The following is a 21,859-nucleotide window of genomic DNA, read 5'->3' as shown; positions in this document are numbered from 1 at the left end:
TTCCGGAAATATCTCTTTGGAGCCGAGTGTCGGGCCCTAGTTCAGTTCATCGCGAAGTTTTCGGTGACCGAGGGTGTGGTGCTGGCGATGGTATTGAATGTGATTACGATCGATATTGTGCTTCAGTGTGAGCTTGCTGACCGGCTCGCCATCCGTCTGATCTATGACGCTGAAATCATCCTCAATGGTGATTGCTCCATACTTAAACAGGTCTCGATGATTAGGGCAGAGGCATAGCATGTTGGATTTATCGTCGGGCCCTAAGTGAGGCTGCTCTATCCCGCGGATGTGCACGGTGGCAGCGAACCTCAGACCCCCTGGTACTTCGAGCACGGTGTCGCACACCTGACAAGCGTGGTTATATAGCTGCTTGAGTTCGAGCGCCAGTAACCTGTCTGCGTAGACGCCGGGAGCAACCTCTTCCCGCCGCCCAGGGGGAAGTTTGCGACTCAGATGGAGTTCCGCGGTTTTCTTCGGAGAGCCATCGTCTAGCTGCTCAAGCCGAAATTGAAGCACTGTAGGACCATCGGTGCCAGGCTTAGTCCAGTAATCGGCGACTCTGAAGAGTCCGTCGTAGCTATAGCCAGCCGGTGGAGAGAACCTATTATTTCCCCCAGAACCGCGAATTACCCGAACGGGCAGGCCGGTCATAATGCTCTTGATGAGAGCAGCGTTACCTGGATCGTCGGCTGATTGATCTTTGGTCTGTTCGCCAGTATTGGGATCGCGCCCACCATGACCGGTGTAAATGATCACGTCCCCGTAGTCTTCATCGTCCTTATAGCCACCTGAAACGACGATGGACTCCGCGCCGCCCCGATCAGCAGTGCCGCAGATGCCTGCCTGGAGCGGTCGGTGCACACCTGCGTCGTGCAATGCTCGACGGTTATCGAAAATGGTGCCCGTCCGGATTCCTTCGATAGGGCCATAGAACTCCTTGACTTCGAAGCGCTTCTGACTCTTGTGTGCACGGTTACGTACCAGAGGGATGTGAGCTGCAAGATTCGACTCACGTTTTTGCGGAGTGGGGAGGCCTTTGTCTCGCAGCGACTCGCGGGCATGCTTAAAGATTGTATCCAATTCCAGAAGCTCGGGCTGATCTGGAATTCCTTCGCGAATGAGGTGGATTAGCTCACCGGTAAAAGCTGTATAGGTATCCAGGCCACCGAGTGCCGGCCTATTTTCGGCCGTCGCCGTCATTAGGTACGTGCCAGTGACGCGAGCACTATTTGCGACACGCTCAGTAGGATCGTCGGTACCCAGCAGCCCGAGGGCAAGCCCACTGTAGCAGCAGTCAAGGATTACGATTTTGCGTTGCGCAAGGCTTTCGCGAAGCTCGTTTCGTACGGTGTCATAAGCCACGGCCCTGTATATTCGATCCTTATGTGAATCAACCAGGGCGAGGTATAGATCGCTCTCCATGCTGTGCATCAATCCATGGCCAGCGAAGTACACAATGAGGGTGTCCTTGGCCTCTTCTCGAGCCTGCCACAACGGATCCATCATGGCGTTTACCGATGTAGGATTATGCACAACCGTGCAGTGCTCTGCTGGCAGACCCCATAGGTCGGACTGCTGCAGGAGATTACTCAAGGCTTGAAGGTTGTTGGCGACGGCAGGGAGAGAGTCGAGATGGGTATACTCGCTCGTGCCAATCAATACAGCACGTGAAGTTAATGGATCAGGAAGGCTCACTCGTGATCCTCTATCGCCTTGAGAATTTGAACAACGAGTTCGGAATTTGCCTCAGAGACTACGACAGTAGTCCCGCCACGCTCAATGGTGACCTGTGGAAGATGACGTCGTGTACCGCGCCACTGTGATAGCGCTTCGATAAATGCCGGCCATTGTAAGGTGCTTGTCACAATCAGAGCGATGAGATCAAGCGTGTCACCCATCTCGCCAGGTTCTGGGGCCCTCGACTGCAAGCGAACATCCATGTAGTCAAGAGCGTCGAGGTCTCTCTTTAACCAGCTGTAGAGCGACCGTAGCTCCTGCTCGGCGAAATCTCCACTTATGCGAAGATTGACCGTTTCAGTCATTATAACCCCTATCAATTCTCTATGAATCTGCGCTGTGAATGATACAGTCATTTGCCTCACATGGGCGTGCAAATATAGAGAAAGTGGACTTCTTGTGCATCTCTTCTCGCCTTGTGTCGTAGTTCCTGGTAGAGATCCATGCTTGTTCGCTGGCTAATGAGCCTGTGATGTCCGTATCGATCCCAATCGATAGGAAGGAGGAAGGGTGTTCGCTGGGTCGGTTGTGGATCCGGTCGGCCTGACGCAGGTCCGGCGGGCGTTCGGGGCGAGGTCTCAGGCGGCGGCGGGCCGGTAGGAGTGCAGGACGTTGCCGGAGCCGCAGGTCCTGGTCCCGAGCAGTTCCAGATCGATCCTGCCGGCCGTGTCCCCGAAGGTCGTGTCCCCGAAGGTCGTGTCCCCGAAGAGCGGGGTGCCGCCCCCGAGGACGACCGGATTCACCATGATCCTCAGCTCGTCGAGGAGCCCCATCCGCAGAACGCTCGCGGTCAGCCTGGAGCTGCCGAGGATGGCGATGTCCTTGCCGGGCTCCTGCTTGAGCTTCGCGATCTCCCCGGCGACGTCACGCTTGATGAGCCGGGTGCGGGCCCACTCGGCCCGGTCGAGCGTCCGCGAGACGACGATCTTGTCTGTGCCGTTCATCCGCTCTGCGACCGCCGGATCGGCCTCCTTCCCCGCGGGGGTCGGCCAGAACTGCGCCATCATCTGGTAGGTGAGGCGCCCGAACATGAGCGTGCCGGCCTCGTCGAGCTGGCCCGAGGAGAACGCGTTGAACTCCTCATCGGTGTTGTGCCAGCCGAGGTCATGGTTCCGGCCCTCGAAGTACCCGTCCAGGGTCACCATCATGAACGAGAAGATCTTCCTCATGGACGCCTCCCGGGATCGTTGCCCTGCGACCACTTTTGATCATCAGGTGGGCCGCTGGCAAGCGAAGGAGCCCGGCGTCGAATCCGGCGCGATCGGCTCCGGTCAGGCGGTGCTGCTGAGGTAGGTGCTGACCCGGCGGAGCCAGGCGGTGTAGCCGGCGGTGACCAGCCTGTCGGGGAGCAGACGCAGCAGGGCCGGCGGCCGGTACTTGTCGGTCTTCTCGGTGGCCGCCAGGTCGGCCGCCCGGGCGACTCGGCGGGAGCGGATCCGTTCGTAGCGGCGCAACCGCTCGGTCACCGGACCGGCTTCGCGTCGGCGGGTTAGCGCCCCACCGGGGCTTCCTCAGGGTCCTCACAGCGAGGCCCGGAGATGATCGGACGCACGCCGCGGACCGGTGCGAGTCGCGGGTGCCGAGACGGTCCCCGCCTCGCTCACGTGAGAGGGCCGTCGCACGGGGAGGGGACTTCGGTGCGGATTCCACACGCGGCGGAGGTCTCCGGGACGGTGCCTGGAGTGCGTTGAACTGGGCGGCGATCAACGGCATGACCGTCGGCATGGCGGGGGCGGCGATCCTGATCGCCCTGGCGCTGGGCCGGCCGTGGGGCATGCGGGTCCCCGCAGGGCTGCTGCTGTCGCCCGCGTGGATCGGCATGGGCTTCCTGGTCTCGATGATCCCCCTCTTCCCGCCATGCCGCTGCTGGCGCGGGAGGACTGGGACGCGGCGGGGAGCGCGTCGCCGCCGTCGTGGGAGCTTCCCCTGATCGGCTTGTCCTTCGCCGGGTTCGGACTCGGGCTGGCGGTCGCGGCCCCCCTCTACGCCAAGCAGAGATGGCCCGACGCGTTCGCCGGCCTGCTGCTCCTGCTGCTGCTCCTGTTGGTGCTCGGCGACCGTGAGCGCGCATCACGTCGGTGAGCCCCCGCCGCCGATCGTGCCGGGCGGTGCGGATGACGACGCGGGACCGAGGCGGGCCGGACAGGTCCGGCCCGCGGTCACACCGGCTGCCGGAGGTCGTGAGGCATGTTCCAGCCCTCGGCGAGCCTGGACGGGTGGAGGTTGTCCCCGCCGCCGAAGAACTCGCAGAACTTCATGATGAGCGGGTCCCACGCGACCGGGTCGATGTAGTCCGTCCCGGAGATGATCAGATCCTCCTCGACGTGGACCCGCACGATCTCCACCTGGAAGGCCGTGGCGTGTCCTTCGGGGGAGCCGAACGGGTGCGCGGCGATGACCCGGCACTCCAGCTGGATGGGGCACTCGGCCGCGCGCGGCGCCCGGACCAGCTCCGAGGGCTGCTCGGTCAGCCCGGCGGCCGGGAATTTATCCGGCTCGTACCGGTAGCCCTGCCGTACCTTGTGCGGCGGCACCACCGGTGACCCGGTGAGCAACGCGAGCCGGTCGACGGCGTCGACCATGGCCGAGGACGGCAGGTTGAGCACGCACTCGCGCTCGCGCAGCAGGTTCTCCGTCGTCCGGGCGCTGTTGCCCAGGCCCAGCATGCAGCACCGCCCCAGCCACCAGGCGGAGGACATCGGGGCGAGGTTGGCGCTGCCGTCCTCGTTGCGGGAGCCGATCAGCACCACGGGCGTTCCGAAGTACATCACCTTCAGTTCTGGGGTTCTGTGCACGTGTGTCCTTCCGGATCGAACCGCGGAGCCTCTGGCCGGGGTTCGACTCTGGCGGAACGGCGTGCGGTCCACCGGCGCTGATCGGACGTGGCATTCGCCCGTCGTCCGGGACCCCGTCGCCGGGGCAGGTGTTGAGTACACCGGCCTTCCCTGGGCAGGGGACCGTGGCAGGGGCGGCAGCACGGGGCCGTCGCCTTTCCGCAGGACTGCCGAGGGAGATGCCGCATGATGTCCGCCAGGCCTTCTTCTCCGGCCGCACGACACCTCACGTCTGTCCCGCCCGTCCCGTCCACGGACGAGGAGTCCCCAGGACACCGTCCCGGCGACGTGCGGGCGTTCGTGAGCGCCGCCGTACAGCGGCCCTCCACCATCGGCGCCATGGCGCCCACCGGCGCGCGCCTGGCCCGCCTGCTGGCCACGGTCGTCCCGGGCGCGCGCAGCGCCGTCGTGGTCGAGCTCGGCGCCGGGACGGGCCCGGTCAGCGACGCCGTCCAGGCCCGGCTCCGGCCGGGGAGCCGGCATCTCGCCATCGAGATCGACCGGGACCTGGCCGACCATCTGCGGGCCACCCGGCCCCGGCTCGACGTCGTGCACGGCGACGCGGCCGACCTGCGGCGGCTGCTCCGCTCGGTCGGCGTCGGTGAGGTGGACGCGGTCGTCAGCGCGCTGCCGTGGACCCTGTTCGACGGGGCCCGGCAGGAGGAGATCCTGGACCAGATCTGTGCCGTGCTGCGGCCGGACGCGGCGTTCGCCACCATCTCCGCCCATCCTTCGAGCTTCTTCCCCGCCGCCAAGGAGTTCCGCCGCCGCCTGCACGAGCGGTTCGACGAGATCGTCGCAAGCCGTACGGTGTGGCGGAACGTCCCGCCCGCCCGCGTGCTGGTCTGCCGCCGCCCCAAGCTCCGGGCCCTTCCCTAGAGGCGGCGCGGGACGGCCGCCGGGAGGCGGATCAGACCGGATCCCGGCGGTGGCACCAGGTGAGCAGCGTGACGGTGTCGTCACCGCGGTCCCGGACGACGGGCTCGTCGTCGGTGAGGCGGAACCCGGCGGCCCGCGCGACCGCGGCGCTGGCCTCGTTGCCCGGCGCGATGCGCAGCAGCACGCGGCTCGTCGCCAGGGCGTCGTAGGCGTATCCGGTTATCAGCCGGACGGCCCGGGTCGCCAGGCCCTGCCGCCGGTGGCGGGCGCCGATCACGTAGCCGAGCTCCGCATCGGGGTCCTCCGCGGAGGCGCGGAAGAGCAGAACCTCCCCGCGAGGGCCGCCGTCGTCACCGGTGATCGCCAGGTGGATGCGGAGGCCGGCGGCCCGTCCCTCGCGGCCCTTGGCGAGGTAGGCCCGCGCGGCCTCGAGCGTGAAGGGCGAGCGCAGCGGGGTCCAGCGATCGACCTGCGGTTCGTCGAAGAGCTCGACCATCGCGGGGAGATCCTCGTCGGTCCATTCGCGGAGGCGGATGCCGGGTCCCGACAGGTCGACGGGGGATGCGAACGCGGCGCCGGGGCCGTCCGATGTCGTCACCCGGATCATTGTGCTCCCTCGGAGCGGGAGGCCGGACTGTGCTTCCTCGGAGCGGGAGGCCGGAGCCGGCTTCCGGCCGGGGCGCGGGTCATCCGGCACCGGTGGGCGGGGGAGCGGCGTCCGGATCCGGATCCGGCCCGGACAGGGAGAGCCGGCCGATGCGCTCCTCTGCGCCCAGCATCCGAAGCGCCCGCACGAGGGGCTCCCGGTGGATCTCCTTCTCTGCCCTGTCGTACATCGACGTGAGCGCTTCGCGTAGCCCGGCCGCCTCCGTCACCAGGGCCTGTGCGGCCCTGACGCCGGTATAGGTGTACTCGGCGGAGGCCGGGTTGATCCGGCCCAGGAGTTCGACGATCCTCAGGTAGTGATGGAGGAAGTCCTGCTCGGCCCGGGTCAGGGCCGGAAGCGGTCGCTCGGGCTGCATCGACTGGCCATCCCTGGGATCGGTTCCGGAACTCGAGCATTCAGGGTACTGATCCCGTCCGCGATGATCCCGGCCCGTCCGCCCCTTCAGGCCGGGGCCGCCAGGGTGTCGCGCAGGGCCCGTACGGCGGCGCGGACCGCGGGGATCTGGTCGGCCTCGCGGGGATGGGCCAGATGGAGGCGCCGGGGGCGGAGCCCGGGCACCGGGTGGACGGCGACGCCGGGGGCGGTGAAGGCGTCGAGGGCGAGTCTCGGGAGCAGCCCGACCCCCAGGCCCCGGGCGATCAGCGCCTGGGTGACCACGTAGTCGTCGGTGCCGTGCCGCACGTCGGGGACGAACCCGGCCTCCTCGCAGGCCCGGCGGAGGCCCGCCGCGCACCGCTCGCAGCCCGCGATCCACTTCTCCGCCGCGAGCGAGCGCAGCTCCACCGGCCGGCCGGCGGGAACGGCCTGCGGGTGGGAGCGCGGCAGGACCAGCAGGACCGGGTCCTCGCCCACCGCCTCCCGCACCAGCCCGGGGCGGTCGTCCGGTTCCTGCCCGGCGTGAGAGAACGTCACCGCCAGGTCCGCCTCCCCGGCGGAGAGCAGGTCGAGCGCCTCGGGCGGCTCGGCCTCGCGGAGCCGTACGTCCACCCCGGGGTGGCGCCCGCCCAGCAGGCTCATGGCGGCCGGGACGACCGTGGCGCTGGCCGAGGGGAAGGCGGCCAGCCGTACGGTGCCCTCGCGCAGGTGGGCCAGGGCGTCCAGGGCGTCGGCGGCGGCGTGCAGCCGGGTGGCGACGGCGTCGGCGTGGCGGAGCAGGACCTCGCCCGCCTCGGTGAGCTGGACGCCGCGCGGGCGGCGCAGCACGAGCGCCATCCCCGCCCGCCGTTCCAGGTGGCGAAGGTGCTGGCTGACGGCCGGCTGGGTCCAGCCGAGGGCGCGGGCCGCCCCGGCGATCGATCCGGCTCGGGCGATCTCACGGAAGACGAGCAGGCGGTGCGGGTCCATGCCATAAGTATTGCTTTGGGGTCGTCCAAGAAAGCCAGGTCTACCTAAGGGCTCGCCGCCGGGGACAGGATGCCTGCATGATGCGAACGATCGGCCTGATCGGCGGTATGAGCTGGGAGTCCTCGGCGGAGTACTACCGCCTGCTCAACGAGGAGGTCCGCCGCCGGCGGGGCGGCCACCACTGCGCCCGGAGCCTGATGCTGACCGTGGACTTCGCCGAGGTCGAGGCCATGCAGCGCGCGGGCGACTGGGCGGCGGCCGGGCGGCTGCTCGTCCGGGCGGCGAGGACCCTCCAGGAGGGCGGGGCGGAGCTGGTCCTGCTCTGCACGAACACCATGCACCGGGTCGCCGGGGAGATCGAGGCCGCGATCGAGGTGCCGTTCGTGCACATCGTCGACGCCACGGCGGAGCGGATCACCGCGGCGGGCGTCACGACCGCCGGTCTGCTGGGCACCCGGTTCACGATGGAGATGGAGTTCTACCGCGACCGGATGCGGGGGCACGGGATCGAGCTCCTGGTCCCCCACGAGCCCGACCGCACGCTGGTGCACGACGTCATCTACCGGGAGCTGACCCGCAACCGGATCGAGGAGTCCTCCCGCGCGGCCTACCGGCGGGTCATCGCGGACCTGGCCGCCCGCGGGGCCCGGGGAGTGATCCTCGGCTGCACGGAGATCACCCTGCTCGTCGGCCCGGAGGACAGCCCGGTCCCGGTGTTCGACTCCACCCGGATCCACGTCGAGCGCGCCGTGGACCTGGCTCTGGCCTCACCGGGCGCGTGATCCGGCGGCGAACGGTGCGACCCCGGCGCCTCCCCCGCCGGGGTCAGTGGGTCGGGTCGATGACGCAGAAGCGGTTGCCGTCGGGGTCGGCCAGGACGACGAAGTCGGGGTCCTCCGGATAGAGGTCCCAGTCGACCCTCTCGGCGCCGAGGGAGACCAGCCGCTCGACCTCGGCCGCCTGGTCGGCGGTGTCGCGGGCGTAGAGGTCGAAGTGGACACGCGGGTGCTCCTGGACGGGCGAGACGCTGAGGTCGAGCGCCAGCGCGGCCCCGGCGCCGGCCTCGGCCGGTTCGAGCACGGCCCAGTCGTCGCGCACCTCGCCCTCGCGCGGGACGTAGCCCAGCGCCCGGGTCCAGAAGGCGATCGCCCGCCGTACGTCCCCGACCCCCAGCACGATCGTCCTGATCTCCAGCATGCGCCGATTCTGGCAGGCGAGGCGGGACGCGGCGCACACGGGCGCGGGCAGGGTCCGGTCAGCGGGCGTGCCAGGCGGCCAGGATCTCGGCCTCCCGTTCCGGGGTGATCGTGGTCTCGACGGAGAAATCCGCCTCGGAGGCGCGGATCTCCCGGATCGACTGCGCGAGCGGGCGCGGGGCGAGACCGGCGGCGTAGGCGGCGGACGGGTCCGCGGTGTTGATCGCGGTGCTCTCGCCGTCCTCGCCCCACAGGGGGAGTGAGCGGCCGTTCTGGCCCTCCGCGCGCAGGAAGTCTCCGGCCGCCCATGTCAGCGTGGTCCCGGGCGGGGCGACCTCGGCCGCGATCGCCTCCAGCATGTCCCCGAAGGTGAACGGCGGCCGCGGGCTGACCGCGTGGAAGGTGCCGCCGTCGGCCTTCTCCGTCATGGCGACGATCCAGGAGGCCATGTCACGCCCGTCGATGACCTGGATCGGGGCTGAGGGGTCGCCGGGGGCGAGGACCTCGCCGCCGCGGGCGATCCGGTTGACCCAGTAGGTGAAGCGGCCGGTGTAGTCGTAGGGCCCGATCACGTAGGTCGGGCGGACGACGAGCGTGCCGGGGCCGAACCGCTCGACCGCGGTCCGCTCGCACAACACCTTCAGCGGGCCGTACGTCGCGCCGGTCACAGTGCCCGGGACCGGACCGCCGGTCTCGTGGAGCGGGGAGTCCTCGGTGAAGCCCGGTGCCCCGGGCGCGGCGTAGACGGCCGTGGTGGAGACGAAGACGTACCGGCCGGTGGCGACCGCGTCCGCCAGCGTCTCGACCTGGGACGGAAGGTAGGCGCTGACGTCGATCGTCACGTCCCACTCCCGCCCCCGCAGGACCGGCAGGCCGGTGTCGCGGTCGGCGATCAGGTGCTCCGCCTCGGGGAACAGGCCGGGGCCGGTCCGCCCCCGGTGGAGGAGGGAGACCTCATGCCCGGCTGCGAGCGCGGCCTCGGTGATGTGCCGGCCGACGAACCGGGTGCCGCCGATGATCAGAATGCGCATATCGGACATCTTTCCCTATGTCGGCTGGGTTCTCGTCAGCGACGGGCAAAGGGAGGGCTCTCGTGGTCGGCGGCGCGTCGGGAACCGGCGAGAGCGCGCTCTCCCGCCCTCCGACGCGGGGCCGGGGACCGATGATCCGCCTGTGCCGGAAGGCGGCCTCACCGCCGGTGACCTGCCCCTCCGGCGTTGCGGGGACGTGCGCCGGAGATGCGAACATTTCTCGAGTTGTGCCCATCTCATTTGAGTGGATGCTTCTCCTGGAAATCGGGGCAGAGGGTACGTTGGAAGAGTCGGTTGGGCTATTTACGGGGCGGTCAGCGTGACGATTCAGCCAGAGGCGGGGCTCCACGGCCCGTCTCGGAGCACGCCCGCCGACCCGTTCGTGCATCCGGCGTTCTTCTACCGGGGCGCCGACGACTACATCGCGGGCACGACGCGATTCGTCCGGGACGGCCTGGCGGCCGGGGAACCGGTCGCGGTGGCCGTGCCGCGGCGCAACCTGGAGCTGATCCGCGGCGAGCTCGGCGCGGACGCCGGCCGGGTGCGCATGCTCGACATGGGCGAGGCCGGGCGCAACCCCGGGAGGATCATCGCCGCCGTGCTGCGGGCTTTCGCCGACCTCCACCCGGACAGGCACGTACGGATCATCGGCGAGCCGATCTGGCCGGGCCGCTCGGAGGCGGAGTACCCCGCCTGCGTCCAGCACGAGGCGCTGATCAACCCGGCGTTCGCCGGCCGGGACGTCACGATCCTGTGCCCCTACGACCTCGACGGCCTGGCCCCCGAGGTCATCAAGGACGCCGAGCGGACCCACCCCGTGCTCATGGACGCCTTCGGCGCCCGTTCCAGCCCCGACTACGCGCTGGAGCGGGTCCTGCGGGAGTGCAACCTGCCGCTGCCCGCCCCGCCCGGCGCCGCCGAGATGGGCTACGGCGCCGGCTTCTGCGACGACCCGCTGGGCCGGGCCCGCGCCTTCGTCGTCGAGCACGCCGCCCGCATCGGCCTGTGCGGCGAGCGCCTGGAGGACCTGCGGCTGGTCGCCAGCGAGCTGGCCGCCAACAGCCTCGACCACGGCGGAGGGTCGGGAACCCTGCGGATCTGGTCCGAGGACGGCCAGGTTCTCATGTCCGTCAGCGACGCCGGCCACATCGTCGACCCCCTGGCCGGAAGGCGCCCGGCCGACCCCCGCCAGCTCGGCTCGCGCGGCCTGCTCGTGACCCACCTCCTCAGCGACCTGGTCCGCGTCCACACCGGGCCGCAGGGCACCACCGTCCGGGTCCACTTCGACGTCGACGGCGCCGCGGGCGCCTGACCGGTCCGCCCCGGCCGCGCCCGGGATCTCAGGCGCGGCCGGCGGCCTTCTGGCTGCGCCGGGAGATCGAGTCGATGACCACGGCGGCGAGCAGGACGGCCCCGGTGACCATGAACTGGATCGAGTTGCTCACGCCCTGCAGCGCCATGCCCGAGGCGATCGACTGGATGACGAGCATGCCCAGCAGCGCCGAGTACGCCGTGCCGCGCCCGCCGAACAGGCTGGTGCCGCCGATGACGGCCGCGGCGATGGCCATCATCAGCACGTTGCTCTGGCCGGTCGCCTGGCTGGCCGAGGCGATCCGGGAGGCGGCGAAGATGCCGCCGACCGCGGCCATCGCACCGGAGATCATGAAGACCGAGATGCGGATCGCGGCCACGTTGACGCCCGCGCGCCGGGCCGCCTCGATGTTGCCGCCGACCGCGAAGACGCTCCGGCCGTAACGGGTGCGGCGCTGCACGAAGTCGGCCGCGACGACGACCGCGAGGAAGATCAGAAGAGCGAGCGGGAGGCCCTTGTACTGGTTGAGGACGTAGGCGGCCCCGAACGCCACGATCGCCAGACCGGCGGTGCGCAGGATGACGTCGCCGGTCGTGCGGAACGGGATCCCGGCGGCGCGGCGGCGGGCGTTCCCCACCATGGAGACGGTGAGGAAGCCGGCCACGGCGAGGGCGGCCAGGCCGTAGGCGGCGATGACCTGGTTGAAGTAGGTGCTCGTCAGCTGGGCGATCAGGCCGTCGTAGGGGAGGTTCACGGTCCCGTTGGGACCCAGCACCCAGAGCTGGAGGCCGGTCCACGCCAGCATCCCGGCCAGGGTGACCACGAACGACGGCACACCGATCTTCGCGAAGAACAGGCCGTGGACGAGCCCCAGTGCCGTGGCGACCGCCACGGCCGCGGCGACCGCCGCCCAGGGGCTCCAGCCCTCGTTGACGTGGAGTACGGCCAGCACCGCGGCGCACGCCCCGCTGACCGCGCCCGCCGACAGATCGATCTCCCCGAGCAGCAGCACGAAGACGATGCCGACCGAGATGAGGCCGGTCGCCACGATGTCCACGCTGAGGTTGGACAGGTTCTGCGGTGACAGGAACTGGCTGTTCAGGCTCTGGAAGATGACCCAGATGACGGCCAGGCCGACCACGACGGGGAGCGAGCCGAGCTCACCGCTGTGCATGCGACGTTTGAACTCGCCGACGTATCCGGCGAAACCCTGCTCGCGGACCAGCAGGCGCGGGTCGATCTGGGCCTGCGCGGCGGGCCCGGCCGGTCCGGGCGTGTCCTTGGGGTCCGCGCGGTGCTTCGGGCCCGTGGCCCGCCTCGAACCGGCGGGACCGGCGGGATCCGCCGCGCCCGGAGGGGTCTGCCCGCTCGTGGGATCACTCATCGGTGGCCTCCTTCGGGGAGTCCGAGCGGGCACGCCGCCGCGAGACCGCGTTGTCGCTCGCCCCGGTGATCGCGGAGATGATCTCCTCCTGCGATGTTCCCCGGGCGTCGAAGACACCGTTGTTGCGGCCCAGGCGCAGGACGGCGACGCGGTCGGCGACGGCCTTCACGTCGACCATGTTGTGGCTGATCAGGATGACCCCGAGCCCCTGGGAGCGGAGCCGTTCCACCAGGTCGAGGACCTGGGCGGTCTGCTCGACGCCGAGGGCGGCGGTGGGTTCGTCGAGAAGCACGATCTTCGGCCGGCCCAGCAGCGACCGCGAGATCGCGACGGTCTGCCGCTGGCCTCCGGAGAGCGACGCCACCGGGATCCGGACGCTGGGGATCCTGATGGAGAGTGTGTGCAGCAGGTCGCGGGAGCGCTTCTCCATCGCCACCTCGTCCAGGACCCCGAAATGCCGAAGTTCCCGGCCGAGGAACAGGTTGCCCACCACGTCGAGGTTGTCGCAGAGCGCGAGGTCCTGGTAGACGGTGGCGATGCCGAGGCCTTGGGCCGCGCCGGGGCTGGTGACCGTGACCGGGCGGCCCTCCCAGCGGATCTCGCCCGTGTCGGCCGGGCCCACACCGGCGATCACCTTGATGAGGGTCGACTTCCCGGCCCCGTTGTCGCCGACCAGGGCGACCACCTCGCCCGCGTGCACCTCCAGGTCCACCTCCGACAGGGCCTGGACCGCGCCGAACCGCTTGGAGATGCCCTCCAGCGCGAGGACGGGCGTCCCCGCCGTTCCCTCCGGCATGGCGGCCATGGCGTCAGGAGAGCCCGGCGGCCTGGCATGCGGCCTGGACGTCTGCGGTGCAGATCTCCTCGACCTTCCAGAAGCCGTCCTTGACGACGGTGTCCTTGATGTTGTCCTTGGTGACCACGATCGGCTGAATGATCATCGCGGGGACGGGGGAGCCGCTCCCGTTGTCCACCGTCCCGGTGCCCTGGACCGCCTTGCCGGAGCCGAGGTCGACGGCGAGCTTGGCGGCGTTCTTCGCCTCGGGCCTGATCGGCTTGTAGATGGTCATCGTCTGGGTGCCGAGCAGGATGCGCTGGATGCCGGCGAGTTCGGCGTCCTGGCCGGTCAGCGGGGTGCCCTTGGCCACTCCGGCGTTCTGCATCGCACGGGCGATGCCTCCGGCCATGCCGTCGTTGGCCGAGTAGATCCCGATGACCTTGTCCGCGCCGAGCGAGGTGAACGCGCCGGTCGCCTGGGTGTTGGCCTGGTCGGGACTCCAGTCGGGGGTGTCGTACTCCTTGCCGATGGTCACCTGGCCGTCGAGGACGGAGTGGGCGCCCTTCTTGAAGTCGCCCGCGTTCGGGTCGGTGGGCGAACCGTTGATCATCACGATCGGGCCGCGCTTCGGGTCGCCGCCCGCCTTGAGCGCGTTGAGCAGCGCCTCTCCCTGCATCTTCCCGACCTGGACGTTGTCGAAGGAGGTGTAGGCGTCGACCGGCCCCGAGGCCAGCCGGTCGTAGGCGACCACCTTGGCGCCCTGGTTCTTCGCCTTCGCCACCGACGACGCGATCGCCTTGGCGTCCACCGCGTCGAGGATGAGCACCTTGACGTTGTTGGTGAGCATCGAGTCGACTTGCTGCTGTTGCTGGTTGGGATCCTGGTTGGCGTTGTTGTAGACGACCTCGCAGGTGGGACAGAGGGCCGTGATCTCCTCGGTGATGTAGGGCCGGTCGAACTTCTCGTAGCGCGCCGTCTTCGACTCCGGCAGCAGAAGGCCGATCTTGAAGCCGTCCGTGGCACCGGGTGCGGCGGTGCCGGTGCCCTGCGTGGCGGGCGCCCCGGACTGTCCCGCCGTGCCGCAGGCCGTCATCCCGAGCACCACGACGAGCGCGACGGGGCCCACCACCCAACGAACCGTCTTCATCGCGAACCCCCCGATACGCGGTCAACTCATGTCATCAGCGACAGCCGTACCCGGAACCAGAAAAGGGACGCCGCGTCAGAGCCGATCATGGCGAGGTCTTGGCGGGGAGGGGGTTCCGCTGGAGCCTGCTTGGGCGCTCCGTGGGGCTCCGTTCGCGGAAGGGGGTCCGGCGGGACATTTTCTGGGACGTGTTGCGGCGGCCTTCCGGCCGAGGTCGAGGCGGCAAAGAAGTAGTCCTGAAAGGAGATCATTAACGCTATTTTGGGCGGTTTGTGAATGCAGGGACCCGGTGGGGGTAGCGGCGCAGGGACCGAAGATGCACGACCGTTGGAGGCATTCGGTGAACGAGTACCCAACCGGGATGGGGGCGAGCCCGGGACAGAACGGGGAGCTCCAGAAGCCGTCCCAGCCGGCCGGATCGGCCATGGGAGAGGCGGCCCAGCAGGCCAAGTCGGCTGCGGGGGAGGTGGCCGGAGTCGCCAAGGAGCAGACGCGCATGGTGGCCGGGCAGGCCAAGGACGAGGCGCGTCACGCGGTGAACCAGCTGCGGGAGCGCGCCGGGGAACAGGCGCGCTACCAGAGCCGGCGCGCCGCCGAGAGCATCCGCCAGTGGGCCGACGACCTGGCCTCGATGGGTGAGGCGGCCAAACCCGACTCGCCGGTCTCCGGCATGGCGCACCAGGTCGCCGAGGGAGGGCGGCGAGCCGCCGACTACCTCGAGCAGCACGGCCTGGCCGGGGTGCTGGAGGAGGTCCAGAACTTCGCGCGCCGCCGTCCGGGCGTGTTCCTGGCCGGTGCGCTGGCCGCGGGCTTCCTGGCGGGCCGGATGGCCAAGGCCACGACGGGAACGGAGAGTGGCGCCGCGAGTGGCACGACGACCACCCCGTCCACGCCCTCACCCGCGACTGCGCCCTACACGCCTGCGACCCCGGCGCAGCCGGTGACGCAGCAGGGCGAGTCCCAGACGCAGCCGGTCTTCTCGGGGGAGAGGCTGAGCGGGGGCATCCCCACGTCCGCGCCGAGAACCTGGGACGGTGACAACCGATGAACTGGCCCAGCCGCGGAGACACGATGAGTTCGTCCGGCCAGACGGGCCGGGTGAGCGCTCCCGCGCAGCGGGACGGGGCGTCCCCGGCCGGCCGGTCCACCGAGCCGTCCCTCGGGCAGCTGGTGGGTGAGATCGGCAACGACCTGTCCAAACTGTTCCGCCAGGAGGTGGAGCTGGCCAAGGCCGAGGTCCGCCAGGAGGCGGTCAAGGCCGGCAAGGCGGCCGGGCTGCTCGGCGGTGCCGGGTTCGCCGGCTACATGGCCGCGTTGCTGCTGACGCTGGCCGTCATGTTCGGCCTGGGCAACGTCATGGACCTGGGCTGGGCGGCGCTCATCGTCGCCGCCGTGTGGGCGGGGATCGGCGCGGCGCTGTTCGTGAGCGGGCGGGCCCGGATGAAGCAGGTCTCTCCCAAGCCGGAGCAGACGATCGAAACGCTCAAGGAGGATGCCCAATGGGCGCGGAACCTGACGAAATAAGGGCAGAGATCAACGCCACCCGGGCGGAGCTCGCCGCCGACGTGGACCGGCTCGCCGAGCGGACCAGCCCGACGCGGATCATGCAGCGCCGGCGCGACCGTATGCGCCAGAAGGTGCGCACGGTCCGGGAACGCGTGATGGGCACGCCGACGTACGCCGCCCACCAGGTGCGGGACCAGGCGGGGCACGCCGCCCACGCGGTCCGCGACACCGCCACCGGGGCGGCGGACACCGTGCGCAGCACCGCCTCGGAGGCCGCCGAGACCGTCAAGCACGGCGCCCAGCAGGCGGCCGGGGCGGTCCGCGAGGCACCGGAGCAGGCGCTTCGCAGCACCCAGGGCAACCCGATGGCGGCAGGTCTGATCGCCTTCGGCGCCGGGCTGCTCGCGGCGACGCTCATCCCCAGGACCGAGGCCGAGCAGCGGGCCGCCGAGCAGCTCAAGGAGCAGGCGGGCGACATGGTCGCGCCGGTCAAGGCGGCGATCCAGGACTCGGCGCAGCACCTCGGTGAGGAGGCCAGGGGCATCGCCCAGGAGACGGCCCAGCACGTCAAGGAACGTGCCACAGAGGCGGCTCGGACCACAGGTGAGCAGGCCAAGGAGCACGCCCACCAGGTGGCCGACCAGACCCGCTCCCACCGTTGACCGCTCGGAGACCGTTGCCGCCCCGGCCCCGCCGGGGCGGCGGCCTCTCCCCGCAGGGCGGTGTCCGCCAGACCTCCTCCCCGGACCCCACGTCCGGGACCCACGCTGGAGCAGCTTCATGACAGACCACGACGTCCGACGTCTTGCCGGTGCCCGGCGCCGCTCCGGTGCCGCTTCCGGCCGCGGGGCGGAGGCCGGCGCCTCCCCCGACGGCCCGACAGAGCTGCCCGGACACTCGTGGTGGGGGGTGCTCAAACGCACCGCCAAGGAGTTCCAGCAGGACAAGCTGACCGACTGGGCCGCCGCCCTCACCTACTACGCGGTGCTGTCGATCTTTCCGGCGCTGCTGGCCGCGGTCTCGCTGCTGGGCCTGTTCGGGGAGTCGGCGACCCAGCCGCTCATCGACAACCTGGGTGCGCTGGCCCCGGGCCCCGCCCGGGAGATCCTGCACACCGTGCTCGTGACCCTGCAGAACAGCCAGCGGGGCGCCGGCGTCGCCACGATCATCGGAATCGCCGTCGCGCTCTGGTCGGCCTCCGGCTACGTCGCGGCGTTCATGCGGGCCGCCAACATCATGTACGAGATGCCGGAGGGCAGGCCCATCTGGAAGACCCTCCCGCTCAGGCTGGCCATCACCACCGTCCTGGTGATCCTGACGGCGGCCGGCGCGGTGGCGGTGGTCTTCACCGGCGACCTCGCCCGGCGGGCGGGGGACGTCCTCGGTCTCGGCGAGACCGCGGTGGCCGTCTGGAACATCGCCAAATGGCCGGTCCTGGTGATCGCCGTGATGCTGGTGCTCGCCCTGCTGTACTGGCTGGCGCCCAACGTCGCGCATCCGGGGTTCCGCTGGATCACCCCGGGCAGCGCGCTCGCCGTCGTGCTGTGGATCGTCGCCTCCCTCGGCTTCGGGTTCTACGTGGCCAACTTCGGCTCCTACGCCAAGACCTACGCCGCCCTCGCGGGCGTCGTCGTCTTCCTGGTCTGGTTGTGGATCACCAACATCACCGTGCTGCTCGGAGTGGAGTTCGACGCCGAGCTCGCCCGCGCCCGGGCCATCGAGGACGGGCACCCTCCCGAGGAGGAGCCCTACGTCGAGCCGCGCGACACCCGCAAGATGGACGGCGAATGATATGAACACGGCCAAGACCGAGGAGTTCCACCTCCAGATCACGCAGGAAGGTCACGCCGCCGCGCTGGACGAGCCGGAGTCCCGGTGGCCGGACGCCGCGGTCTCCCGGCCGTCCGGTGCGGCGGCCAGCTCGACCCGGTCGCGGCCGCCGCGCTTGGCGGCGTAGAGCGCCTCGTCGGCGGCGTGCAGCAGGTCCTCGGGGTCCTGCCCGCCGGACAGGCAGGCGACGCCCGCGCTGAAGGTGACGTGCAGCGTGTGACCGCCGACGTGGACGGGTTCGCCCGCCACCCGCGCGCGCAGCGCCTCCACCATGTCGCGGGCCCGGTCCCCGGGGACGCCCGGCAGCACCACGACGAACTCCTCGCCGCCGTAGCGGGCGACGACGTCCTGGGGCCGGGCCTGCCCGGTGAGCAGCCCGGAGAGGCGGACCAGGACCTCGTCGCCGGCGCCGTGGCCGTAGCCGTCGTTGACCTGCTTGAAGTGGTCGACGTCGAGCAGGGCGAGGCTGAGCGGGGAGCGGTCGGCGACGGCCCGCGCCGCCTCGCGCCGGAGCGCCTCCATCAGGTGGCGCCGGTTGTGCAGCCCGGTCAGGGCGTCCCGTACGGCCTGCTCCGCCAGGTCGGCGCGGAGCGTCTCGATGGTGCGCAACTGCTCGTGCAGGCGGGCGTTGGCCTGCTCCAGCTCGTGCCGTTGCTCGTGCAGGCGGGCGTTGGCCTGCTCCAGCTCCCGCCGCTGCCGGTTGAGCGCGGTGACGTCCCGCATGACCATGACCCAGCCGACGCGCCCGCCCCGGCTGTCGAGGAGCGGGCTGCTGCGCACGTTCAGCTCGATCCTGCGCCCGTCGCGGTCGGCGAGGGCCAGGTCGGTCTCCCCGCCGTCGGCCGAGGGCAGCCCGCCGAACTCCTTCTCGAACGAGAGCCCGACGATCCGGTCGGGCAGGCCGTACGCCATCCGGCGCAGCAGGCGCTCGCCGGCGGAGTTGAGGTCGAGGACCCGGCCGGAGGCGTCGATGGTGGCGACCGTGTCACCGATCATGTCGAAGACGTGCCCGCGCGCCACCGGGATCAGCTCGGGCAGCGAGTGGTGGACGAGCGCCCAGTAGGTGACGACCGCGGTGACGCAGAAGCCGACGGGCGTCAGGTCGGTGGCGTAGTCGCCCCACCACAGGGCGATGATGTTGGCCACGGCCGGCAGGATGGCGCCGAGCAGGATGGCTCCGTACAGCTTCCGCTGGGCGCGCGGGCCCCGCACCCACGCGCGGATCAGGCGGGTCACGCCCACGGAGAGCAGGAGATAGCTGTAGGCGGTGTGCACCCAGAACAGCGGGCCGAAGTCGGGCCTGGTGAGGGTCATCGGGTCGGCCGGATCAGGCGGCAGGAAGAACAGGTGGTGCCAGGGGTCGGTCACGGAGGCGACCAGGACGAGCACCGGTTCGACCGCCAGCAGCAGGGCGGTGCGGCGTGAGAGCCGCCACATGCGGTCGACCACCGCCAGGGACAGGCAGAAGAACCCCGCCGGGATGGCGCACACGCCGATGAACTTGGTGACCCTCAGCAGGTGCCCGACCACGGCGTCCTGGACGAGGAAGGCCAGGGCGTCCGCCGCCGACCACACCACGATCGCCGCCGAGAGAAGCGCCAGCGCGCCGACCGCCGGAGCCGTCCGCCTGCGGCGCCAGCCGACGGCGGTCACCGCGGCGGCCACGGACGTGGCCAGCATGAAGAGCAGGACCAGGAACGGCAGCCCTAGCATCCTGCTCCCTCCGCGCGCTGTCTCGTGAACGTCCTGGCTTCCATCGGCACGGTGACCGTCCGACATGAGGGAATCACATTGCGCGTTCGTCTCGGACGCGGCGGATTCCCGTCGATGAGATGGTGAACCCTTGTCGAAAAGTAATGGCTTACTTATGGTGCTTGCATGAGCAACGGACTGTTCAAGGATGACGACCTGATCCGCGTGGTCGCGCGCGAGGGCATCCTGATCGCCGCCGGAGGGGCGGCGTCGCTGCTGCAGACGGCTCACCCCAAGGTGGCCCAGGGCGTGTACGACCACAGCTACACCGCCGACGACCCCCTCGGCCGGCTCCGCGGCACGATGCAGTGGGTCTACGCCGTCTCCTGGGGCACCCGCGAGGAGGCCGAGCGGCTGAGCGCCATCGTGACGCGGATGCACGACCGGGTGACCGGGCCGGACTACCGGGCCAACGATCCGGAGCTCCAGGTCTGGGTCGCCGCCACCCTCTTCGCCACCGGGGTCCAGGTCTACGAGAGCCTGTTCCGCCGGCTGGACGAGGCCGAACGCGCCGCGTACTACGACCAGTCGAAGGTCTTCGCCACCATCCTCGGCTGCCCGCCCGAGCTGGTCCCCGCCACCTACGACGACTTCCGCGCCTACTACGCGGACATGCTGGCCACGCTGGAGATCAGCGACGCCTCACGGGCCGTGGCCGAGCAGGTGCTCGACCCCGACCTGCCCTGGTACCTGCGGCCGGGGCTGCCGATGATCCGGCTCCTCACCGCGGGGCTGATGCCCGAGCCGATCCGCCGGCAGTACGGCTGGCACTGGTCGCCCGCCAGGCAGGTGCGCTTCACCGCGCTCATGCGGACCCTGGCCGCGGTCTACCCCCGCCTGCCCATGAGGCTGCGCACCCTGCCGCGCGACTACTACCTGCACGAGCTGCGCAAGCGGATGGCCAGGGGAGGCCCGCGGCCGGGCACGGCATGAGAGCGCAGGCGCCGGGTAGGGATCTTCTGACGGCTTCGGAGGCTGCGGCCCCGGAACGCGTGACCGGAGCCGCGCGGAGGAGGCGGAGATGGGTCCCGACGAGATCAGAAGGTCGGCACTGCCGCTGGACGCCCCGGACGACCTCGACCCCCTCATGGAACGCATCGGCGATGCCCGCTACGTCCTGATCGGGGAGGCCAGCCACGGCACGCACCAGTTCTACTCCTGGCGCGCCGCGCTCACCTGCCGGTTGATCTCGGAGAAGGGCTTCCGGTTCGTCGGCGTCGAGGGCGACTGGCCCGACTGCGACCGGGTGCACCGGTCCGTCACCCGTCCCGGAGCCGAGGACCCCTACGCCGCCCTGTACGGCTTCGCCCGCTGGCCCACCTTCATGTGGGCCAACGAGGAGGTCGTGAAGTTCTGCCGGTGGCTGCGCCGGTGGAACGAGGCCCTGCCGGAGGGCGAGCGTTGCGGCTTCCACGGCTTGGACGTCTACAGCCTGTGGGACTCGCTGCGGGCCGTCCGCCGCTACGCCGCCCGGCACCTGCCCGGGCAGGTGGACGCCGTCCTGCGCGCGGTCGACTGCTTCGAGGCCTACGGCCACGACCCGCAGCAGTACGGGATGGTCGCGCGGCTGATGCCCGAGTCCTGCGAGAAGGAGGTCGTCGGCCTGCTCGCGGCGGTGATCGAGGCTGCCCCCGGGGACGAGGAGGGCTTCGCCATACGGCAGAACGCCCAGGTGGTGGCCGGGGCGGAGGAGTACTACCGGAGCATGGTGGGCGGCGGCGCGCAGTCGTGGAACGTCCGCGACATCCACATGGCCGACACCCTCGACCGGTTGGCGGACTTCTACGGTGGCGCCGACGGGGGCGCGAAGGGGGTCGTCTGGGCGCACAACACCCACGTCGGCGACGCCCGTGCCACCGACATGACCGCCGCCGGGATGACCAACCTCGGCGAGCTGGTCCGCGAGCGGCACGGTGACGACGTGGTGCTCGTCGGCTTCGGAACCCATCGCGGCACCGTGGTGGCGGCGGAGCGGTGGGGTGCCCAGGCCGAGGTCATGCAGGTGCCGCCGGCCCGACCGGCGTCGCTGGAGTCGCTGCTGCACGCCGCGGAGCTGGAACGGGCGCTGTTCATCGTGCCTCCGGCCGCCGACCGGCCCGGCTGGTACGACCAGCCGCTGGGTCACCGGGCCATCGGCGTGGTCTACCGGCCCGACCGGGAGCGGTGGGGGAACTACGTTCCCACCGTGCTCGGCCGGCGCTACGACGCCTTCATCTGGCTGGACCGCAGCGAGGCGCTGCACCCGCTGCACGGGGAACCGCCCGAGGAGGAGGAGCTGGAGACGTTCCCGACCGCGGTGTGATCCGGGGTGGCTGGCAGAAAAGTCCCTTTCATGGTGGTTCGTCGAACCGAGGGAAAGCCATTGCTATTTGTCGGCATCTAGCGCGTCATCCGGCAGGCGGCGGGAACGGAAGGCCCGGAGAGGGGAGCGGGAACCGGCACGCCGGGCTCGCGACCCGCAT

25 protein-coding genes are annotated in these 21,859 nt (G+C 70.2%); 11 read left to right on the top strand and 14 right to left on the bottom strand.

Annotated features, from left to right (window positions below; all coding sequences use genetic code 11):
- Positions 1 to 36: 36 nt before the first annotated feature.
- The 3 genes from HS041_RS01150 to HS041_RS01140 form a co-directional block, all read right to left on the bottom strand.
- On the bottom strand, positions 37 to 1,695 hold the full coding sequence (locus HS041_RS01150; RefSeq protein WP_196438661.1) for a caspase, EACC1-associated type: 1,659 nt from the start codon (positions 1,693 to 1,695) through the stop codon (positions 37 to 39).
- Entirely contained in the window at positions 1,692 to 2,042 is a 351-nt protein-coding gene (locus tag HS041_RS01145) for an effector-associated constant component EACC1 (RefSeq protein ID WP_196438660.1), read from the bottom strand. The genes HS041_RS01150 and HS041_RS01145 overlap by 4 nt, the downstream gene beginning before the upstream one ends.
- Positions 2,043 to 2,315: 273 nt before the next feature.
- The gene (locus tag HS041_RS01140) at positions 2,316 to 2,906 is read right to left on the bottom strand and encodes a dihydrofolate reductase family protein (protein WP_196438659.1); all 591 of its coding nucleotides are present in this window, start codon (positions 2,904 to 2,906) and stop codon (positions 2,316 to 2,318) included.
- Between HS041_RS01140 and HS041_RS01135 the strand changes: the two genes are divergently transcribed.
- Entirely contained in the window at positions 2,884 to 3,030 is a 147-nt protein-coding gene (locus HS041_RS01135) for a hypothetical protein (protein ID WP_196438658.1), read from the top strand. The two genes, HS041_RS01140 and HS041_RS01135, sit on opposite strands and share 23 nt — an antisense overlap.
- On the opposite strand, the gene HS041_RS01130 is transcribed toward HS041_RS01135, so the two are convergent.
- Positions 3,009 to 3,203, bottom strand: a complete 195-nt coding sequence (locus tag HS041_RS01130) for a hypothetical protein (RefSeq protein ID WP_196438657.1) — start codon at positions 3,201 to 3,203, stop codon at positions 3,009 to 3,011. The two genes, HS041_RS01135 and HS041_RS01130, sit on opposite strands and share 22 nt — an antisense overlap.
- A gap of 391 nt (positions 3,204 to 3,594) precedes the next feature.
- Here HS041_RS01130 and HS041_RS01125 point away from each other — a divergent pair, with 391 nt between their 5' ends.
- Positions 3,595 to 3,819: a hypothetical protein gene (locus tag HS041_RS01125; RefSeq protein WP_196438656.1), complete on the top strand. Its 225-nt coding sequence runs from the start codon at positions 3,595 to 3,597 to the stop codon at positions 3,817 to 3,819.
- A gap of 77 nt (positions 3,820 to 3,896) precedes the next feature.
- Here the strand turns inward: HS041_RS01125 and HS041_RS01120 are convergent, their stop codons facing one another.
- The gene (locus HS041_RS01120) at positions 3,897 to 4,532 is read right to left on the bottom strand and encodes a flavin reductase family protein (protein WP_307845121.1); all 636 of its coding nucleotides are present in this window, start codon (positions 4,530 to 4,532) and stop codon (positions 3,897 to 3,899) included.
- A 327-nt stretch (positions 4,533 to 4,859) separates the two neighbouring features.
- Between HS041_RS01120 and HS041_RS01115 the strand changes: the two genes are divergently transcribed.
- Entirely contained in the window at positions 4,860 to 5,450 is a 591-nt protein-coding gene (locus tag HS041_RS01115) for a class I SAM-dependent methyltransferase (RefSeq protein WP_196438655.1), read from the top strand.
- A 31-nt stretch (positions 5,451 to 5,481) separates the two neighbouring features.
- Here HS041_RS01115 and HS041_RS01110 read toward each other — a convergent pair whose 3' ends face one another.
- From HS041_RS01110 to HS041_RS01100, 3 genes are all read right to left on the bottom strand, one after another.
- Positions 5,482 to 6,048: a GNAT family N-acetyltransferase gene (locus tag HS041_RS01110; RefSeq protein WP_307845120.1), complete on the bottom strand. Its 567-nt coding sequence runs from the start codon at positions 6,046 to 6,048 to the stop codon at positions 5,482 to 5,484.
- Between the two features lie 88 nt (positions 6,049 to 6,136).
- Positions 6,137 to 6,472 carry a hypothetical protein gene (locus HS041_RS01105; protein WP_196438653.1) on the bottom strand — a complete coding sequence of 112 codons (336 nt, stop codon included), beginning with the start codon at positions 6,470 to 6,472 and terminating at the stop codon, positions 6,137 to 6,139.
- Between the two features lie 86 nt (positions 6,473 to 6,558).
- The gene (locus HS041_RS01100) at positions 6,559 to 7,461 is read right to left on the bottom strand and encodes a LysR family transcriptional regulator (RefSeq protein WP_196438652.1); all 903 of its coding nucleotides are present in this window, start codon (positions 7,459 to 7,461) and stop codon (positions 6,559 to 6,561) included.
- A gap of 77 nt (positions 7,462 to 7,538) precedes the next feature.
- On the opposite strand from HS041_RS01100, the gene HS041_RS01095 reads away from it, so the two are divergent.
- Positions 7,539 to 8,243 carry an aspartate/glutamate racemase family protein gene (locus tag HS041_RS01095; RefSeq protein WP_230878379.1) on the top strand — a complete coding sequence of 235 codons (705 nt, stop codon included), beginning with the start codon at positions 7,539 to 7,541 and terminating at the stop codon, positions 8,241 to 8,243.
- A gap of 43 nt (positions 8,244 to 8,286) precedes the next feature.
- On the opposite strand, the gene HS041_RS01090 is transcribed toward HS041_RS01095, so the two are convergent.
- Together HS041_RS01090 and HS041_RS01085 are read right to left on the bottom strand one after the other, a co-directional pair.
- Positions 8,287 to 8,658 carry a VOC family protein gene (locus HS041_RS01090; RefSeq protein ID WP_196438651.1) on the bottom strand — a complete coding sequence of 124 codons (372 nt, stop codon included), beginning with the start codon at positions 8,656 to 8,658 and terminating at the stop codon, positions 8,287 to 8,289.
- 58 nt (positions 8,659 to 8,716) lie between these two features.
- Entirely contained in the window at positions 8,717 to 9,688 is a 972-nt protein-coding gene (locus tag HS041_RS01085; RefSeq protein WP_196438650.1) for an NAD-dependent epimerase/dehydratase family protein, read from the bottom strand.
- Between the two features lie 319 nt (positions 9,689 to 10,007).
- On the opposite strand from HS041_RS01085, the gene HS041_RS39690 reads away from it, so the two are divergent.
- Positions 10,008 to 11,000, top strand: coding sequence for an anti-sigma factor RsbA family regulatory protein (locus tag HS041_RS39690; RefSeq protein ID WP_307845119.1), 993 nt, complete (start codon positions 10,008 to 10,010; stop codon positions 10,998 to 11,000).
- 28 nt (positions 11,001 to 11,028) lie between these two features.
- On the opposite strand, the gene HS041_RS01075 is transcribed toward HS041_RS39690, so the two are convergent.
- The 3 genes from HS041_RS01075 to HS041_RS01065 are packed head-to-tail and all read right to left on the bottom strand — an operon-like array spanning position 11,029 to position 14,309.
- Positions 11,029 to 12,384, bottom strand: coding sequence for a sugar ABC transporter permease (locus tag HS041_RS01075; protein WP_196438649.1), 1,356 nt, complete (start codon positions 12,382 to 12,384; stop codon positions 11,029 to 11,031).
- Entirely contained in the window at positions 12,377 to 13,189 is an 813-nt protein-coding gene (locus tag HS041_RS01070; protein WP_230878378.1) for an ATP-binding cassette domain-containing protein, read from the bottom strand. Before HS041_RS01070 ends, HS041_RS01075 begins: the two co-directional genes overlap by 8 nt.
- A 4-nt stretch (positions 13,190 to 13,193) precedes the next feature.
- A complete protein-coding gene (locus tag HS041_RS01065) occupies positions 13,194 to 14,309 on the bottom strand; it encodes a sugar ABC transporter substrate-binding protein (RefSeq protein ID WP_196438648.1) in 1,116 nt (371 codons plus the stop codon).
- A 340-nt stretch (positions 14,310 to 14,649) separates the two neighbouring features.
- On the opposite strand from HS041_RS01065, the gene HS041_RS01060 reads away from it, so the two are divergent.
- From HS041_RS01060 to HS041_RS01045, 4 genes are all read left to right on the top strand, one after another.
- Entirely contained in the window at positions 14,650 to 15,357 is a 708-nt protein-coding gene (locus HS041_RS01060; RefSeq protein ID WP_196438647.1) for a hypothetical protein, read from the top strand.
- Positions 15,358 to 15,380: 23 nt separating this feature from the next.
- Positions 15,381 to 15,833 (top strand): phage holin family protein, encoded by a 453-nt coding sequence (locus HS041_RS01055; RefSeq protein WP_196438646.1) that lies wholly within the window; start codon positions 15,381 to 15,383, stop codon positions 15,831 to 15,833.
- A complete protein-coding gene (locus HS041_RS01050; RefSeq protein ID WP_196438645.1) occupies positions 15,809 to 16,477 on the top strand; it encodes a DUF3618 domain-containing protein in 669 nt (222 codons plus the stop codon). Before HS041_RS01055 ends, HS041_RS01050 begins: the two co-directional genes overlap by 25 nt.
- A 118-nt stretch (positions 16,478 to 16,595) precedes the next feature.
- Positions 16,596 to 17,606, top strand: coding sequence for a YihY/virulence factor BrkB family protein (locus HS041_RS01045; protein WP_196438644.1), 1,011 nt, complete (start codon positions 16,596 to 16,598; stop codon positions 17,604 to 17,606).
- A 51-nt stretch (positions 17,607 to 17,657) separates the two neighbouring features.
- Here HS041_RS01045 and HS041_RS01040 read toward each other — a convergent pair whose 3' ends face one another.
- A complete protein-coding gene (locus tag HS041_RS01040) occupies positions 17,658 to 19,358 on the bottom strand; it encodes a histidine kinase N-terminal 7TM domain-containing diguanylate cyclase (RefSeq protein WP_196438643.1) in 1,701 nt (566 codons plus the stop codon).
- A 165-nt stretch (positions 19,359 to 19,523) separates the two neighbouring features.
- On the opposite strand from HS041_RS01040, the gene HS041_RS01035 reads away from it, so the two are divergent.
- Both HS041_RS01035 and HS041_RS01030 read left to right on the top strand, forming a co-directional pair.
- A complete protein-coding gene (locus tag HS041_RS01035; RefSeq protein WP_196438642.1) occupies positions 19,524 to 20,330 on the top strand; it encodes an oxygenase MpaB family protein in 807 nt (268 codons plus the stop codon).
- Positions 20,331 to 20,418: 88 nt separating this feature from the next.
- Positions 20,419 to 21,699, top strand: a complete 1,281-nt coding sequence (locus HS041_RS01030; RefSeq protein ID WP_196438641.1) for an erythromycin esterase family protein — start codon at positions 20,419 to 20,421, stop codon at positions 21,697 to 21,699.
- Positions 21,700 to 21,859 lie beyond the last annotated feature (160 nt).

The organism is Planomonospora sp. ID67723 (assembly GCF_015711605.1).
Lineage (GTDB): Bacteria > Actinomycetota > Actinomycetes > Streptosporangiales > Streptosporangiaceae > Planomonospora_A.
Note: the sequence above shows the minus strand (reverse complement) of the source record. Positions and strands in the feature narration are given on the sequence as shown.